The organism is Micromonospora sp. NPDC049089, from assembly GCF_040648775.1.
In the GTDB taxonomy this organism is placed as follows: Bacteria; Actinomycetota; Actinomycetes; order Mycobacteriales; family Micromonosporaceae; genus Micromonospora.
Genome location: NZ_JBEZEH010000068.1, coordinates 1 through 15,249, shown reverse-complemented (window position 1 = coordinate 15,249; position 15,249 = coordinate 1). Strand labels below are relative to the sequence as shown.

At 71.5% G+C, this 15,249-nt stretch carries 14 protein-coding genes; 5 read left to right on the top strand and 9 right to left on the bottom strand.

Going from position 1 to position 15,249, the window contains the following annotated elements; translation table 11 throughout:
* Window positions 1-114 precede the first annotated feature (114 nt).
* Window positions 115-753, top strand: coding sequence for a TetR/AcrR family transcriptional regulator (locus AB0B48_RS14260; RefSeq protein WP_030489514.1), 639 nt, complete (start codon window positions 115-117; stop codon window positions 751-753).
* Window positions 754-817: 64 nt separating this feature from the next.
* Window positions 818-1,045, top strand: coding sequence for a DUF3107 domain-containing protein (locus AB0B48_RS14255; protein ID WP_179781071.1), 228 nt, complete (start codon window positions 818-820; stop codon window positions 1,043-1,045).
* Window positions 1,046-1,120: 75 nt separating this feature from the next.
* On the opposite strand, the gene AB0B48_RS14250 is transcribed toward AB0B48_RS14255, so the two are convergent.
* Window positions 1,121-1,762 carry a ferritin-like fold-containing protein gene (locus AB0B48_RS14250; RefSeq protein ID WP_238689107.1) on the bottom strand — a complete coding sequence of 214 codons (642 nt, stop codon included), beginning with the start codon at window positions 1,760-1,762 and terminating at the stop codon, window positions 1,121-1,123.
* 416 nt (window positions 1,763-2,178) lie between these two features.
* On the opposite strand from AB0B48_RS14250, the gene AB0B48_RS14245 reads away from it, so the two are divergent.
* On the top strand, window positions 2,179-3,891 hold the full coding sequence (locus AB0B48_RS14245) for a DEAD/DEAH box helicase (protein ID WP_357200754.1): 1,713 nt from the start codon (window positions 2,179-2,181) through the stop codon (window positions 3,889-3,891).
* 86 nt (window positions 3,892-3,977) lie between these two features.
* Entirely contained in the window at window positions 3,978-5,141 is a 1,164-nt protein-coding gene (locus AB0B48_RS14240) for an SAM-dependent methyltransferase (protein WP_357200751.1), read from the top strand.
* Here AB0B48_RS14240 and AB0B48_RS14235 read toward each other — a convergent pair.
* A complete protein-coding gene (locus AB0B48_RS14235; protein ID WP_357200748.1) occupies window positions 5,138-5,578 on the bottom strand; it encodes a hypothetical protein in 441 nt (146 codons plus the stop codon). The genes AB0B48_RS14240 and AB0B48_RS14235 overlap by 4 nt on opposite strands.
* A gap of 247 nt (window positions 5,579-5,825) precedes the next feature.
* Between AB0B48_RS14235 and AB0B48_RS14230 the strand changes: the two genes are divergently transcribed.
* Window positions 5,826-6,242, top strand: coding sequence for a helix-turn-helix domain-containing protein (locus AB0B48_RS14230; RefSeq protein ID WP_357200745.1), 417 nt, complete (start codon window positions 5,826-5,828; stop codon window positions 6,240-6,242).
* 127 nt (window positions 6,243-6,369) lie between these two features.
* Here the strand turns inward: AB0B48_RS14230 and AB0B48_RS14225 are convergent, their stop codons facing one another.
* The 7 genes from AB0B48_RS14225 to AB0B48_RS14195 all read right to left on the bottom strand — a co-directional run bounded on the left by AB0B48_RS14225 (window position 6,370) and on the right by AB0B48_RS14195 (window position 14,670).
* On the bottom strand, window positions 6,370-7,296 hold the full coding sequence (locus AB0B48_RS14225; RefSeq protein WP_357200742.1) for a hypothetical protein: 927 nt from the start codon (window positions 7,294-7,296) through the stop codon (window positions 6,370-6,372).
* Window positions 7,297-7,585: 289 nt separating this feature from the next.
* Window positions 7,586-9,709 carry a DEAD/DEAH box helicase gene (locus tag AB0B48_RS14220; RefSeq protein WP_357200739.1) on the bottom strand — a complete coding sequence of 708 codons (2,124 nt, stop codon included), beginning with the start codon at window positions 9,707-9,709 and terminating at the stop codon, window positions 7,586-7,588.
* 128 nt (window positions 9,710-9,837) lie between these two features.
* On the bottom strand, window positions 9,838-10,941 hold the full coding sequence (locus AB0B48_RS14215) for a branched-chain amino acid ABC transporter permease (protein WP_357200736.1): 1,104 nt from the start codon (window positions 10,939-10,941) through the stop codon (window positions 9,838-9,840).
* Window positions 10,938-11,828 carry a branched-chain amino acid ABC transporter permease gene (locus AB0B48_RS14210; RefSeq protein WP_357200733.1) on the bottom strand — a complete coding sequence of 297 codons (891 nt, stop codon included), beginning with the start codon at window positions 11,826-11,828 and terminating at the stop codon, window positions 10,938-10,940. Before AB0B48_RS14210 ends, AB0B48_RS14215 begins: the two co-directional genes overlap by 4 nt.
* Window positions 11,828-12,610 carry an ABC transporter ATP-binding protein gene (locus AB0B48_RS14205; RefSeq protein WP_357200730.1) on the bottom strand — a complete coding sequence of 261 codons (783 nt, stop codon included), beginning with the start codon at window positions 12,608-12,610 and terminating at the stop codon, window positions 11,828-11,830. Before AB0B48_RS14205 ends, AB0B48_RS14210 begins: the two co-directional genes overlap by 1 nt.
* 114 nt (window positions 12,611-12,724) lie before the next feature.
* Window positions 12,725-13,468, bottom strand: a complete 744-nt coding sequence (locus AB0B48_RS14200; protein WP_357200727.1) for an ABC transporter ATP-binding protein — start codon at window positions 13,466-13,468, stop codon at window positions 12,725-12,727.
* 2 nt (window positions 13,469-13,470) lie between these two features.
* Window positions 13,471-14,670 carry a substrate-binding domain-containing protein gene (locus AB0B48_RS14195; RefSeq protein ID WP_357200724.1) on the bottom strand — a complete coding sequence of 400 codons (1,200 nt, stop codon included), beginning with the start codon at window positions 14,668-14,670 and terminating at the stop codon, window positions 13,471-13,473.
* Window positions 14,671-15,249 lie beyond the last annotated feature (579 nt).

Genomic DNA, 15,249 nt, shown 5'->3' with positions numbered 1-15,249 from the left:
TGTGCCGAGAGTGGCGATAAGTTACAGCGGCGGGCCATTTCCACGACCGAGGTCACGGGCCTCGCCCGGTCTGGGGGGAAAATGCCGGCTCGTACGGAGAACTCGGAGGATCCCATGACCGCTGCGGGGAACGGTGCACAGACCGCTGGCCGGCCCACCCGCCTGCCTCGCTCCGCGCGTCGTAAGCAGCTTCTCGCTGCGGCGCAGGAGGTGTTCGTCGCGCAGGGCTACCACGCCGCCGCGATGGACGACATCGCCGAGCGGGCCGGGGTCTCGAAGCCGGTGCTCTACCAACACTTTCCCGGAAAGATGGATCTCTACCTGGCGCTGCTCGACACGCACTGTGACGCCATCGTCGCTCAGGTGCAGGATGCGATGCGCGGTACCAGCGACAACAAGGAGCGGGTCAGCGCGTCGGTACGGGCGTACTTCGACTTCGTCGACCACGAGAGCGAGGCGTTCCGGCTCGTCTTCGAATCGGACCTGCGCAACGACCCGGCCGTGCGGCAGCGGGTGGAGCGGGTCGAGCAGGGCTGCATCGCGGCGATCACCGACACCATCATCTCCGACACCGGGGTGAGCCGCGCGCACGCCGAGCTGCTGGCCTCCGGGCTGGTCGGCGCGGCGGAGACGGCCGCACAGTTCTGGCTGGCCGGCGGCCGACAGGTGCCGAAGGCCGAAGCTGAGGCGTTGGTGGCCGCGCTGTCGTGGCGGGGCATCGCGAGCTTCCCGCTGCAAGGTGAGTCAGCCTGACCGCCGGGCCCGTGATCGGATAGCCTTCGCAGGGCGGTTCTCTCGCCCCAGTTGAGGAGGCACAGTGGAGGTCAAGATCGGCGTGCAGTACGCGCCACGCGAGCTGGTAGTGGACAGCGCGCAGTCGCCGGCCGAGATCGAGCAGATCGTGACCGACGCCTTCGCCGGCAACGGCGGCACGCTCTCCCTGACCGACGAGAAGGGCCGGCGGGTCATCGTTCCGGTCGAGAAGGTCGCCTACGTCGAGATCGCCGAGGCGTCGCCCCGGGCGGTCGGGTTCACCGTCCGCTGACCGGTCCGGCCATCGCGGCAGGTCGGCACTCGGCCCGCCTGCCGCAGGCCGGAGCCGGCCAACCCGGCCGGGTGGTCAGTTGTTCAGCCCGGCGGCGGCCATTCGCGCGGTGTGCGCGGTGGTGAGCCTGCCGAACAGCCCTGGCACGTCGACCCGGCCGTCGCGTGCGATCAGCGCGGTGAGGGTGGCCCGCTCGGCGGCGACACGGCCGGCCTGGGACAACGCCTCACCCACCAGCCGTCGGGCCCACATGGAGAGCCGACCGGCCACCCGGGGGTCGTCGGCGACGGCCACCCGGATCTCCGCAGCGGCGAAGTCCGCGTACCGGGAGTCGTGCAGGACGTCCAGCACCAGCGCCCGGTCCGGTTCCTCCAGCGCGTCGGCGATCTCGCGAACGAAGTCGTCGGTGATCGCGTCGCCCACGTACGCCTTCGTGACCACCTCCGCCCAGTCCCGCGGCTCGGTCGAGTCGTGGTACGCCTGCAACGGCTCGACATAGGGCGCCATCGCATCCTCGGGCGGTACGCCCAACGCGGTGAGCCGGTCGGCGAGGCGCCGGTAGTTGGCGATCTCAGCTGCGGCCATCTCGTTCAGCGCTGCCCGGCGGCGCAAGTCGGGAGCGAGCCGGGCATCGCCCGCCATCCGCTCGAAGGCGAGCAGCTCGCCGAAGGCGACCAGACCCAACAGGTCGGCGTACGCGGAACCGGAGGCGGACACGAGCGGCAGGCTATCGCGTGGCTGCCCTCCGCGCTGACCCCCGTCGATCATGGAGTTGTGGTGCCCGGTTGCCGCATTTTTGAGCCTTTTGTCCACCACCACGACTCCATGATCGACGGGACGGGGGCGGGCGCGGGCCAACGGGGGCACGGGCGGGATGGAGAGCTGGTGTGGCGTGGGTCACAATTGCTTGCCCCGCGTGGCGAGTGGCCGACTGGGAATCGGGACGGGGGTATGCCTGTTCAGGTAACATGGAGCAGTTGCCGTGGGCGCCGATCTGATCGAAGCTCAGCCCGCGGCGCGCGTGCGGCCCGGTCCGGCTCGGCAATCTGCCGCCGACCGTGTGGCCCGCGTCATACCGAACGCGCCCTGAGGACATGACGGGCGCACCCACGAGAGGGCACCCCCACATCCACATGAGCGACCTGACTCAAGATTTGCTGGACGGCCAGGAACTGGCCCCCACCGCCCCGGTTCGACCGGAGGCCCCCACGTTCGCCGCACTCGGCGCCCGCGCCGAGACCGTCGAGGCCCTGGCCTCGGCCGGCATCACCCGCGCCTTCGCCATCCAGGAGTACGCGATCCCGATCGCGCTGCGCGGCGTCGACCTGATCGGCCAGGCGCCCACCGGCACCGGCAAGACCCTCGGCTTCGGCGTACCACTGCTCGACCGGGTCTTCGCCCCGGGCGAGGGCAGCGACGGCGTCCCCCAGGCGCTGGTCGTCGTCCCCACCCGTGAGCTGGGCATCCAGGTCGCCAAGGACCTGGCTGCCGCCGGCCGGACGCGTGGCGTCCGGGTGCTGCCGATCTACGGCGGCGTGGCGTACGAGCCGCAGATCGACGCGCTGCGCAAGGGCGTCGAGATCCTGGTCGGCACGCCCGGCCGACTGATGGACCTGCAGAAGCAGAAGCACCTCCGGCTCGACCGGGTGCACGCACTCGTCCTCGACGAGGCCGACCGGATGCTCGACCTGGGCTTCCTCGACGACGTCGAGAAGATCCTCGCGATGCTTCCGGAAGACCGGCAGACGATGCTCTTCTCGGCCACCATGCCGGACCCGATCGTCACCCTGTCGCGGCGATTCCTGCGCCAGCCGATGACGATCCACGCCGGGCACACCGCCGAGACCGGCCCGTCGCCGCAGACCCAGCAGTTGGTCTACCGCACCCACTCGATGAACAAGGTCGAGGTGGTGGCGCGCATCCTCCAGGCGGAGGGGCGCGGGCTGACCATGATCTTCACGCGTACCAAGCGGGCGGCCGACCGGGTCGCCGAGGATCTCGACTTCCGTGGGTTCGCGGTCGCCGCCGTGCATGGTGACCTCGGCCAGGGTGCCCGCGAGCGGGCGCTGCGGGCCTTCCGGGCCGGCAAGATCGACATCCTGGTCGCCACCGACGTGGCGGCCCGTGGGCTGGACGTCACAGGCGTCACCCACGTCATCAACTACGACTGCCCGGAAGACCAGGACACCTACACCCACCGGATCGGTCGTACCGGCCGGGCCGGCGCGACGGGTGTCGCGGTGACCTTCGTCGACTGGGACGACATGCCGCGGTGGCGGATCATCGACAAGACCCTCGGTCTGGAGATGCCGGAGCCGCCGGAGACGTACCACACGTCGCCGCACCTCTACACCGACCTGCACATCTCCACCGAGGTCAGCGGCACGCTGCCCACGGCCGAGCGCACCCGGGCCGGGCTGTCCGCCGAGATCGAAGAGGATCTGGGTGGGACGACCCGCTCCCGTCGGGGCGACAGCGGTGGTCGTGGCCCCCGACGCGGCGAGAGCCGTGGTGAGGGTCGCGGCGAGGGTCGCGGCGAGGGTCGCGGCGAGCGCCGTGGTCGGGGCGATGGCCGCCGCGACCGCTCCGACGCCGCCACGCCGGCCGCCGCCGAGGCACCTGCGGCCGACGCCGCCGACGAAGGCACCCGTACCCCCCGCCGTCGGCGTCGCCGCCGGGCCGGCGAGGCGGTCACGGCCGAGACGACCGCGGTGATCTCCGCCGACGCCGGTTCGTCCGAGCCGGCCACCGCGTCCGAGGGCGAGGCGTCCAAGCCGCGTCGCCGACGCCGCCGCCGTGGTGGCGGTTCCGACGCCGGTACGCCGGCCGAAGCGACAGCGGACTGACACAGCCACACCTGACATCCCCCGCACCGCCTCGCGCGGTACGGGGGATGTTCTCTTCTCCCACCCCACCTGACGAAGATGGAACGATGCCGCAACCACTGGACGCCGCCCTGACCGAGGTTCGGGCGCTGCTGCTCGACCCCGCGCTGACCCGGGCGGTCGCCGCCGGACGTCGGCGCGGTCGCCGCCCCACAGTCGAGCGGGCCGAACTGCGGCCGGTGCGGCTCAAGGCCGGGCCCCGGATGCAGATCACCACGTCCGACGGTGCTCGCCCCTACACCCGCAACCTCGCCTCCGGTCCGGAGGCCGCTGCGGCGATCGACGAACTGCTGGCCGAGCCGTTCGGCAACTGGCACGTCGAGACGGCCGACGCGACCCTTCAACTGCGGGTGACCAAGTCCGGTGAGGCGCAGGTGCACCGGGCCGCGACGTCCCGTCCGGTGGCGACGCCCACCGGGAACGACCGGGCGAAGGAATACCTGCTCGACCCCGGTGACCCGATCTTCGCCGAGATCGGCGGCTCGGCGGCCAAGCGCCGCCAGGTGGACGCGTTCCTGCGGGCCCTGGCCGCTACCCTGCCCGACGACCTGACCGGTTCACTACGGGTGGTCGACCTGGGCTGCGGCAACGCCTACCTGACGTTCGCCGCGTACCGCTACCTGACGAGTCGGGGGCTCGACGTCCACCTGGTCGGCGTGGACGTCCGGGAGGACCAGCGGCGGCGCAACACCGAGCTGGCGCAGCGGCTCGGCTGGGCCGACCAGGTCAGCTTCGTGGCCGGGACGATCGCCGACGCCGTCGTCGACCCTGCCCCCGACCTGGTGCTGGCGCTGCACGCCTGCGACACCGCCACCGACGAGGCGCTGGCCCGCGCGGTGCGCTGGGAGGCCCGCTGGGTGCTGGCCGCGCCGTGCTGCCACCACGATCTGGCGAAGCAGCTCCGCGCCCATCCCGCCCCGGCCCCGTACGACCTGCTGACCCGGCAGGGCATCCTGCGCGAGCGCTTCGCCGACGTGCTCACCGACGCGCTGCGCGCCGGGTTGCTGCGGGTGCACGGCTACCGGACCGAGGTGGTGGAGTTCGTGGACTCGCAGCACACCCCGCGTAACCTGCTGATCCGCGCCCGTCGTACCGGTGCCGGGGCGACCGAGCCACAGCGCGCGGAGTACCGCGAGCTGGTGGACCAGTGGCAGGTCACTCCCCGGCTGGAGACCCTGCTGGCCGCCGGAGAGGCACCCCAGGGCGGCTAGCGTCGGCGGTCCCGGCCACCGTTGCGCTCGCTGGTAGAACGGTCGAGGAGAGACACCCGGTCGGCGGCGGGCCGCTGGGCGGCCCAGTCACCGTCGACCGGGGCGGTCGGGAATGGCACGACCTTGCCCTCGGTCTCGGCGTTGCCGGCCGCCGCGAAGGCGTTCCAGGAGATGTCGACCAGTAGCTTCTTCACCTCGGCGTGCCGGATGGCGGCGTTGTGTTGCACCGCCATCCGGGCGCCGAGCAGGACAGCGACCAGCGTGGTGGTGATGGCGCCGGTGGCGGCCAGCACCTGGAGACCGGTCGCGGAGTCGGTGCGGAGCACCAGGACCAGCAACCAGATCCAGAACGCGGCGGCGAAGACGCCGGCCTTGGCGACGAAGAAGAGGCTCACCGCACCGGGCTGGTACGGCTGGGGGCGGCTCAATTCGGCCATGGTGCTCCTCGGCGATGGTCCGGTCGCAGGCGGCAGACGACAGACGCGATGTCGGGACGGGCACCGAGCTTAATGGAAGAACGATGAAGATCGCTCGATGCAATTTTCGTTCTGCACACACGCTTCCAGAGAAAAGTCTCGCCCACGGGACAGTTTGTGCGGTCAGTCAATTGTTTCCGGCTTCTCGCGTACTACCCTCGGAAGGCGCATCGTCCCGGTGCTCCGGCAGGGGGGAAGACACGCAGGGATGGGATCAGCCGACGTATCACCGCAGATGGCCTTTGCTCGCTTCGTCCGGCGCGCCATCGACGACGCTCGCGACGAACGTGGCTGGACCGTGACTGATCTTGCCTCGCACACGGGCGTGGGCCGCTCCACCGTCTTCCGCTGGCTGGCCGGCGACTGGCAGGACTATCCCGAGTTGGCCAAGGTGCGCGGCTTCTGCGCCGCGCTGGATCTGCCGGTCGCTGCCGCGTTCCGCGCGCTCGGCCTGCCCGACGCCGGTCCAGCGCGTCGCCGACGCCACGACGACGGCCCGGTCGAGGCCGACGTCCGGGCCATCCTGGACCGGCTGGCCGACCCCACGGTCCCCGCCGAGGAGAAGCACCACATCCGCGACCTGCTCCGCTACCTGGCCCGCCGCCCCATCCGCCGAGCCAGCTAACCCGCCCCGCCCCGCCCCGGCCCTGGGCCCCGCCCCTTGCGGCCGTTGATCATGAAGTTATTGCCACGACACGCCGAAGCGAAGGGCAACAACTTCATGATCAACGGGGCAGTGGCCCGGAGCCGGGCTAGGGGACGGTCAGGGTGAACTCGGCGGTTCGGACTTCCGCGTTCACCTGGAAGTCGAGGTAGAGGCGGTAGCGGCCCGGACCAGGGGTGGTCAACCAGAACTTGATCTGACCGTCCACCAACTCGGTCTCCGGGTGCACGTGCAGATAGCCGAGGTCGCCCTCGCGCAACGCCACCAGGTGCCCGTACGCCCCGAGGTACCGCTCCAACTGGGCTGCGCCACCAGCACCATCCACCCGGAAGGTCAGCGGCACTGTCGCCCCGGCCTGCACCGTGCCCTGGTAGCCGACGGTGAAGCCGTCCACGGTCGTCGAGGTGGCCGGCCCCGGCAGTGGACGGGGCCGGTAGTCGCCGGGGGCCACCAGGTCCGCCCCGAGGGTCACAGCGGTCTGCGCGCCGTTGTCGGCGACCACTGTGAAATCGGCGTACGCACGCCAGAGGCCGGGCTGCGCGAGGGTCAACGGCACCGACCAGGTGCCGTCCGCCGCCATGGTCGGGTGCAGGTGCTGGTAACCGGTCAGGTCCCGCCGGACGACGATGAGGTGCATCGGCTTGTCGTGCACGATGGCGAACCGGCTGATCGGCCGGCGCTGCGCGTCGCGCACCTGGAAGCGGAGCTGACCCGGGCGACCTGCCACGAACTCGGTGGCCAGGGGCACCAGGGTGAACCCGGCCGAGCTGACCGCCAGACCGCCCGGCTCGACGGCCGCGCCCTGATCGGTGGCCGTGGCGCTGCCGTGGTTGTGCGGCGCGACGCCCGGTGGGTCGGTGTGCTCGGCGGCGAACGACGGGCTGCCGGTGACCGCGCCGTTGGCGTTGAGCCGGCCGAGGCCGAAGCCGAGCAGCACCGCCAGCACCAGCCCGCCGACCACCAGCGCCAGCCGGAGGGTGCTCCGGTCCGGCTCGACGGGGCCCTGGTCAGCCACGACCGACGCCCAGCGCCTGACCGGCCTCGCCGCCAGCGATCCTGCCCGCAATGGTCCGCGCACGGGTGAAGGGCTGCTGGTCGGTCATGCCGACCACGGTACCGTCGCGCCCGGCCGGGTCAGGCCGACGCCCGGACAGCGTGGCGACCGTCGCACTCGACACCGCCCGGGAACTTTCCCACCCCGACCGGCGCAGATCGCGCCGCAGCGCTAAGCAACGCCCCGAACAGGCACGGACCGCGGCGCAGACCCGAACATCGCCGAGGGAAACCGACCTGCGGGCAGCAGGTCAGCCGGCCACGGCGAGGGCGAGCGGGAGCACGTCGGTCGCGCCGGCCCGACGCAGGGCCCGGGCCACCAGCGTCATCGTCCAGCCCGAGTCGATCAGGTCGTCGACGAGCAGCACCGGGCCGTCCAGCCCGGCCAGGGCGTCGGCCAGATCGGCCGACACGGTGAAGGCGTCGTGCAGCGCGCGTACCCGCTGGGCGCTGTTGCCGCGCGGCCCGGCCGGGCCGTCGGGGCCGGCCGCGGTGACTTCGCCGAGCAGCGGCAGCCGGCCCACTGTGGCGATCCGCTCGGCCAGCGAGCCGAGCAGCCGGGGCCGCCGCCGGGAACCGACCGCGACCACCGCCACCGGACGACGTGGCCAAGGGTTGTCGCCGTGCGCCCACGCCCTCAGCACCTCCACGACCGCGCCGGCGACGTCGTCGGGCACCGGCGCGTCCGGCGCTTCCGGGCCGACGAGGGCACGCAGCCGGCTACCCCAGCCCAGGTCGGAGAGGCGCCCGACGGCCCGGCCCGGCAGCGCCTGCTCCGCAGGGGCGATCCGGCCCTTGAGGGGTACGCCCACCGCGTCGAGCCCGGTCGGCCAGAGCTTCTTCGGAGCGATCTCCACGCCGGGTCGACCCAGGAAGGTCTGCGCGGCGGCGAGCGCTGCTGTCGACACGTCCGCGGCGAAGAGTGGGTCGGCGCACCTGTCGCATCGGCCGCAGTCGACCGCCTCGGTGTCGTCCAGGCGTTCCCGTAGATACCGCATCCGGCAGTCGGACGTCGTCGCGTACTCCCGCATGGCCTGTTGCTCGACGGTGCGCGCCTCGGCGACGCGGCGCAACCGGGCCTCGTCGTAGACCCACGGCTCGCCGGTGGCGAGCCAGCCACCGCGCACCCGGCGGACCGCGCCGTCCACGTCGAGCACCTTGAGCATCAGCTCCAGCCGGGCCCGGCGCAGGTCGACGAGGGGTTCGAGGGCCTGGGTGGAGAGCGGGCGGTCGGTGTGCAGGGCCGCCAGCACGGCTCGGACCTGCTGCTCCGGTGGGAACGCCAGCGAGGCGAAGTAACGCCAGATCGCGGCGTCCTCGACGCCGGGCAGCAGCAGCACCTCGGCGTGCTCGACGGCGCGGCCCGCGCGGCCGACCTGCTGGTAGTACGCGATCGGCGAGGGTGGCGCGCCGAGGTGGACGACGAAGCCCAGGTCGGGCTTGTCGAAGCCCATGCCGAGGGCGCTGGTGGCAACCAACGCCTTGATCTTGTTGTCGAGCAGGTCCTGTTCGGCGGCGCGCCGGTCGGCGTCGTCGGACTGCCCGCTGTACGAGGCGACCGGGTAGCCCCGGGAGCGCAGGAACTCGGCGGTCTCCCCCGCTGCCGCCACTGTCAGCGTGTAGACGATGCCCGAGCCGGGCAGCTGGTCCAGGTGGTCGGCGAGCCAGGCCAGCCGGTGCGCCGGGCTGGGCAGGTCGAGCACCCCGAGGCGCAGCGACTCGCGGTCCAGCGTGCCGCGCAGGATGAGGGCGTCGCCCAGCTGCTCGGCGACGTCCTGGGTGACCCGGGCGTTGGCGGTGGCGGTGGTCGCCAGCACGGGGGTGCGTTCGGGCAGCTCGGCGAGGAACGTCCGCAGCCGCCGGTAGTCCGGCCGGAAGTCGTGCCCCCAGTCGGAGACGCAGTGCGCCTCGTCGACCACCAGCAGGCCGGTGGTGGCGGCCAACTTCGGCAGGACGCCGTCGCGGAAATCCGGGTTGTTGAGCCGTTCCGGGCTGATCAGCAGCACGTCCACCGCGCCGGTCTGGATCTCGGCGGTGATCTCGTCCCACTCGTCGAGGTTCGCCGAGTTGATCGTGCGGGCCCGGATGCCGGCCCGCGCGGCGGCCTCGACCTGGTTGCGCATCAACGCCAGCAGCGGCGAGACGATGACCGTCGGGCCGTGCTCCCCCCGCTCCCGCAGCAGGGCGGTGGCCACGAAGTAGACAGCCGACTTGCCCCAACCGGTGCGCTGGACGCAGAGCACCCGCCGCCGGTCGACGACCAGCGCCTCGATGGCGCGCCACTGATCCTCGCGCAGCCGGGCGTGGTCGCCGGCCAGCCGGCGCAGCACCGCCTCGGCCCGCTCGCGTACCGCTGCCCGCTCTGCTGTCTCCACCCGGCATTTCTACCAGCGCCGTCCGTCATACCCCTGTTGATCAAGAGGTTTGCGTCACCATCCGGTCGGATTTTGACGCAAACCTCTTGATCAACGGGCCTATCAGCTCGGGGTAGATCAGCCCGGGATTATCGGCGGGGGCGGAGGGCTCGGGTCAGGTGGGACAGGCGGGGGGCCAGACTGGTCAGGCCGCCTGGGAAGAAGTAGACGGCCAGGATGAAGACAGTGCCCAGGACGAACAGCGGCTGGCTCAGCGGACGGCTGAGGACGGCCGGCAGGTTGTCCACCGCGTCGCTCGTGCCGAAGGCGGTGAGCCGGTGGTCCAGGTACATGTAGAGGACACCACCGAGCACCGGACCCCACCGGGTGCCCGGCCCGCCGAGCACCACCATGACCAGCAGCGACAGGGTCAGCTCGGAGGACGTGATGTGCGGCGACGCGCCGCCGACGATCAGGACGTAGACCACCCCGCCCGCCGATGCCAACCCGCCGGCCAGGGTGAACGCCACCAGCTTGTAGCGGTACGGGTCCAACCCGAGCACGCCGATCCGCCGCTCGTCGTCACGCAGCCCGGCGAGCACCCGACCGGTCGGTGAGCCGCTCACTCGGTGCACCACGAAGACCACCAGCGTCAGGTACGCCAGCGCCAACCAGTACAGATTGACGGTGTTCGTCACCCCGACCAGCCCGGCGGGCAGCCCTGACACGTCCAGCGGCAGGCCCTCCTCGCCACCGGTGAGCCCGCCGAAGTCCCGGGCCACCAGGATCGCGCCCACCTGGGCGAAGGCCAACGTGACCATGGCGAACGCGATGCCCACGGTACGCAGCGCCACCGCGCCGAGCAGCGCGGCGAGGATGGTGCCGCCGGTGATGGTCAGCAGCGCCGCCTGCCACAGCGGCAGACCGGCCCTGGTGACCAGGATGTCGGTGCCGTAGACGCCGGCGGCGAAGTACAGCGCGTGCCCGAAGGAGAGCATCCCGGTCCGACCGAAGAGCAGGTCGTACCCGGCCGCCAGCCCGCCGAAGATCAGGCAGATGGCGAGGATCTGCAGGGTGCCGGGTGAGTTGACCGGCCCCTCGAAGATCCCCGGTAGGGAGATCGTCGAGTACGGCAGGATCGCCAGCACGACAAGCGCTACCAGCGGCAGGAACGGGCGGACCCGGTGCCACCGCCCCCGCTGCGGGTTCAACTCGTCGGGCACCTGAGCGGGAGGAGCGTCGATCACCGTCATGCTGTTGCCACCTTTCCGGCGATGCCCTGCGGGCGCAGCAGCAGCACCACGGCCAGCAGCCCGACCACGCAGATGTCGCCCAGCCCGGACGTGCCGTAGTAGTTGACGAACTGCTGCACCAGCCCGACCACGACCGCCGCGTACGCGGAGCCGACCACCGAGCCCATCCCGCCGATCACCACCACGATGAACGCGAAGATCAGCAGCGAGCCGCCCTGACCGGGCGAGACGGTGCCGAAGTAGACCCCGCCGAGCGCGCCGGCGAGCGCCGCAGCCGCCCCACCGATCGCGAAGACCAGCGTGAACGCCTTGCGGACGTCGATGCCCAGCGCGGTCACCATCTCCCGGTTCTCCACGCCGGCCCGGATCACCAGGCCGTACCGGGTCCACCGCAGGAACGCCAGGATCGCGCCGAGCACCAGCACCGCCGCGATGATCAGCAGCAGGCCACCGTTGGGCACCTGCGCGCCGAAGATCCCGGTCACCTGCCGGGTCCAGTCCGGACGCGGGAACGGACGGGCGTCCGCACCCCAGGTGGCCTGGAGCAACGCCACCCCGGCCAGCGACAGCCCGACGGTGACCAGCACCTGCTCGATGGTGCGGGAGTACAGCGGGCGGATCAGCACCAGCTCGACCAGGATCGCGACCAGCGTGCCGGCGGCCACCCCGAAGGCGACAGCGACCACGAAGCCGAACCCGTCCGGGCCGGCGCCCGGCAGGTTGCCCGCCGCCCACCAGGTGCCGTACGCGCCGACGCCGAGGAACAGCCCGTGCGCGAAGTTGAGCACGTCGGCCAGGCCGAAGACCAGGGACAGGCCGGACGCGACCAGGAAGTACAGCGCCGCCAGACCAAGCCCGGTCAGCGCCAACAGGATCACGGTGCCCATCAGAGCTTGTCCTTCCTCGCGACTGCGGGGCTCGCAAGCTCACTCCTCGCGCTCGGCGCAGCCGCCTCCGCCGAGCCGACACCGAGCAGCGACTTCGTCAACGCGGTCTCCAACAGCAACTCGTGGGCGTCGCCGGTCCAGGCCACCTTGCCGGCGGCCAGCACGACCGCGTCGCGGGCCAGTCGGCGTACGACGGCGAGGTTCTGCTCGACCAGTAGCACCGGCACCGACTCCGCGACCCGTTCCAACACCTCGGCCACCTCGGTCACCACCTTCGGCGCCAACCCCTTGGTCGGCTCGTCGACGAGCAGCAGCCGGTTGTCGTTGAGCAGCACCCGACCGATGGCGAGCATCTGCTGCTGCCCGCCGGACAGCGAACCGGCCCGTTGCCGTCCGCGTCGGTCCAGCTCCGGAAAGAGCGCGAAGACCTTGTCGTACGCCGGGGTGGTGCCGCGCCGCTCGGCGAGCCGCAGGTTCTCCGCGACGGTGAGCCCGGCGAACACGCAGCGGTCCTCGGGCACGTAGCCGAGCCCACCGCGGACCAGCCGGTGCGTCGGCCGGGCCAGCAGACTCTGCGCGCCCATCCGGATGGTGCCGCGGACCTCCCCGGCAGGCGGGGTGAGGCCGACGATCGCGCGCAGCGTGGTGGTCTTGCCGACGCCGTTGCGACCGAGCAGCACTGTCACGCCGGTCGGGGCGACGGTGAAGGACACCCCCTGGAGGATGTGCAGCCCGGAGATCCGGACCGACAGGTCCTCCACAGTGAGGATCGGTTCCGTCACTGAGATGCCTCCGTTCGCGACTGCGGGGCTCGCAAACCCGGCTCACTCCTCGCGCTCACAGGGCCGCCTCCGTTCGCGACTGCGGGGCTCGCAAACCCGGCTCACTCCTCGCGCTCACAGCGACTCCCCCAGATAGGCCTCTTGCACTGTGGGGTTGGCCATCACCGTCTCCGGGGTGTCGCAGGCCAGCAGCGCACCGTGGTGCATGACGGCGATGCGGTCGGCCAGTTCCAGGATGACGTCCATGTGGTGTTCGACCATCAACACCGCCCGGCCGCTGTCGCCGGTCAACGACTTGATGACGGCGACCAGCTCCGGCACGTCCTCGGCGCTGACCCCGGCCATCGGCTCGTCCAGCAGCATCACCCGCGGTTCACCGGCGAGCAGCAGGGCGATCTCCAGCTTGCGCTTCTCGCCGTGGGCCAGGGTGCCGGCGAGGGCCGTACCCCGGTGGGCGAGGCCGACCCGGTCGAGCGCCGCGTCGGCGGCGACGGCGACCTCCCGGTCGGCCGCCGCCCGCCGCCACAACGCCATTGAGCCCCCGCGGTGCGCCTGCACGGCGAGCCGGACGTTCTCCCGCACGCTCAGCGATCCGAAGACCGAGGACGCCTGGAAGGTACGGCCCAGGCCGAGGCGGGCCCGCCGATGCGGCGGGAGCGCCCCGATGTCCTTCCCGTCCAGAACGACCCGACCCTCGGTGGCCCGACGCAGGCCGGTGATCAGGTTGAACAGTGAGGTCTTACCGGCGCCGTTCGGCCCGATGACGCCCAGGAACTCCCCGGGAGCCAGGTCGAGGTAGACGCTGTCGACGATGGCGACCTCACCGATCCGCCAGGTCAGACCGCGGGTGGCGAGCATGGTCAGCCCTTCATGGCCACGGCCGGCGGCGCGGTCTCGTCACCGGTGAGGCTCTTCTGCGCGGTTGCCGTGAACGCGGTGCCGCTGCCGGTCAGCTTGGCCTGGAACATCGGCTGGAGCAGCGCGTGGTCGGCGGCCCGGATGGTCATCTTGCCCTTGACCCCGTCGAAGCTCCAGCCCTCCAGAGCGGTGACCATCTTGTCGACGTCGTCCCCACCCTCCTGCGCGGCCCGGACCACCATCTGCGCGGCGGCGAAGCCGTCCGGGTGGAACAGGTCGATGGTGTTGACAGTGGCCTTCAACGCCTTGCTGGCCTCGGTGTCGCTGGCACCGTCGAAGTAGTGCGACAGGAAGGAGATCTTCGCGCCGGCAGCACCGAAGGTCGGCCACGAGGCGCGGATGTCCAGGCCGGTGACGACGGTGGTGGACGAGAGGACGCCCTGCTGGTCGAGGGTCTGCCACATGGCCGGGGCGGTCGTGCCCGCCCACGCCACGAAGAGCAGGTCCGGCTTGGCGGCCTTGATCTGACTGGCGAACGGGGTGAACTCGGTGGCACTGGCCGGGGCCCGGACGCTGCTCACCGTCGCGCCCGCGCTGCCGATGACGGCCTTGACGGCGGCCTCGTTGGCGTCACCGAACGCGCCGTCCTGGGCGAAGACCACCACCTTCTTGCCGGCGGGGTCGCCGATGAACGACTTGGCGGTCACCACGTCCTGGTACGACTGCCGACCGGAGCGGAAGGTGTACTTGTTCGCGCCGGTCACCGCGTCCGTGGCGGCCGGGCCGGAGATGAACAGCACCTTGTTCTGCGCCGCGATCGGCGCCACCTGGAGCGCCACACCGGAGGCGGTGGAACCGGCGATGATCTTCGTGCCCTTGCCGATCAGGTCCTTCGCCGCGGAGACCGCCTTGGCCGGATCGCCCGCGTCGTCGACCTCGGTCAGCTCGATCTTCCGGTCACCGACCTTGCCGGTGCCCTGGGTGGCGAAGTCCAGCCCCGCCTTGAACCCCTCGATGTACTGCTTTCCGTAACTGGCCAGGGCTCCCGACTGGGAGTACACCAGGCCGACCTTGACCGGCGCGGCGCTGTCGCCGCCGCCGGTGGCGGTGTCCTGCGGGCTGCCACAGGCCGTGGCGGCCAGCGCCGCGGCCATCATCGTGGCGGCGGAGAGGAACGCCCGCCGCGTCGTCCGGACCGTCATTGCGACTCCACATGAGGACTCAGAGGGAGAGAACTTCTTCGTGACGGCTCACGCTAGAAGTGACGTCACCCACGAGCTATGTGGCGGAAACACACAAGTAACAGGATTGAGGTGGCCGGAGGTTACAACGGGCCGCATTACCAGCCGGGAGCTCATGCCCTCGATGGCCCGAACCCCCACGGACCACCCGAACCGTGTGTCGCCCCGCGCCATTCGCCCCGGTTCGGTCAGCCGCAGGGCCCGTCGTGGGCCGCCGCGCGCCGGCAGCGCCGACGACCGTCCATGATCGCCCGCGCCGCGCTGCCCCTGCTCCGCGATCTTGCACTTCCTGTCCCGACACAAGCCGCATTCCACCCATGTCGACAACCGAAACCGCATGATCGGCGCGATCTTCTCGCTCCACCTACGGTGACCGACCAGGAGCCCCTTCTCCACACGTGGCCAGCGCGGGCAGACGTGAGCAAGCGCGGGCGGACGGGGGCGGTGCGATTCGTTTACGGCATCAGCTCCATAGCGTCCGCGAGGTGGTGCCCGCACCCCGCGGGCACCTTCAGGCGGGCGGGCACAGGGCTGGCCCGT

Coding starts and splice junctions, on each gene's coding strand:
- AB0B48_RS14260 (WP_030489514.1), top strand. CDS start 115: ATGACCGCTGCGGGGAACGGTGCACAGACCGCTGGCCGGCCCACCCGC.
- AB0B48_RS14245 (WP_357200754.1), top strand. CDS start 2,179: ATGAGCGACCTGACTCAAGATTTGCTGGACGGCCAGGAACTGGCCCCC.
- AB0B48_RS14240 (WP_357200751.1), top strand. CDS start 3,978: ATGCCGCAACCACTGGACGCCGCCCTGACCGAGGTTCGGGCGCTGCTG.
- AB0B48_RS14235 (WP_357200748.1), bottom strand. CDS start 5,578: ATGGCCGAATTGAGCCGCCCCCAGCCGTACCAGCCCGGTGCGGTGAGC.
- AB0B48_RS14230 (WP_357200745.1), top strand. CDS start 5,826: ATGGGATCAGCCGACGTATCACCGCAGATGGCCTTTGCTCGCTTCGTC.
- AB0B48_RS14215 (WP_357200736.1), bottom strand. CDS start 10,941: ATGACGGTGATCGACGCTCCTCCCGCTCAGGTGCCCGACGAGTTGAAC.
- AB0B48_RS14210 (WP_357200733.1), bottom strand. CDS start 11,828: ATGGGCACCGTGATCCTGTTGGCGCTGACCGGGCTTGGTCTGGCGGCG.
- AB0B48_RS14200 (WP_357200727.1), bottom strand. CDS start 13,468: ATGCTCGCCACCCGCGGTCTGACCTGGCGGATCGGTGAGGTCGCCATC.
- AB0B48_RS14195 (WP_357200724.1), bottom strand. CDS start 14,670: ATGACGGTCCGGACGACGCGGCGGGCGTTCCTCTCCGCCGCCACGATG.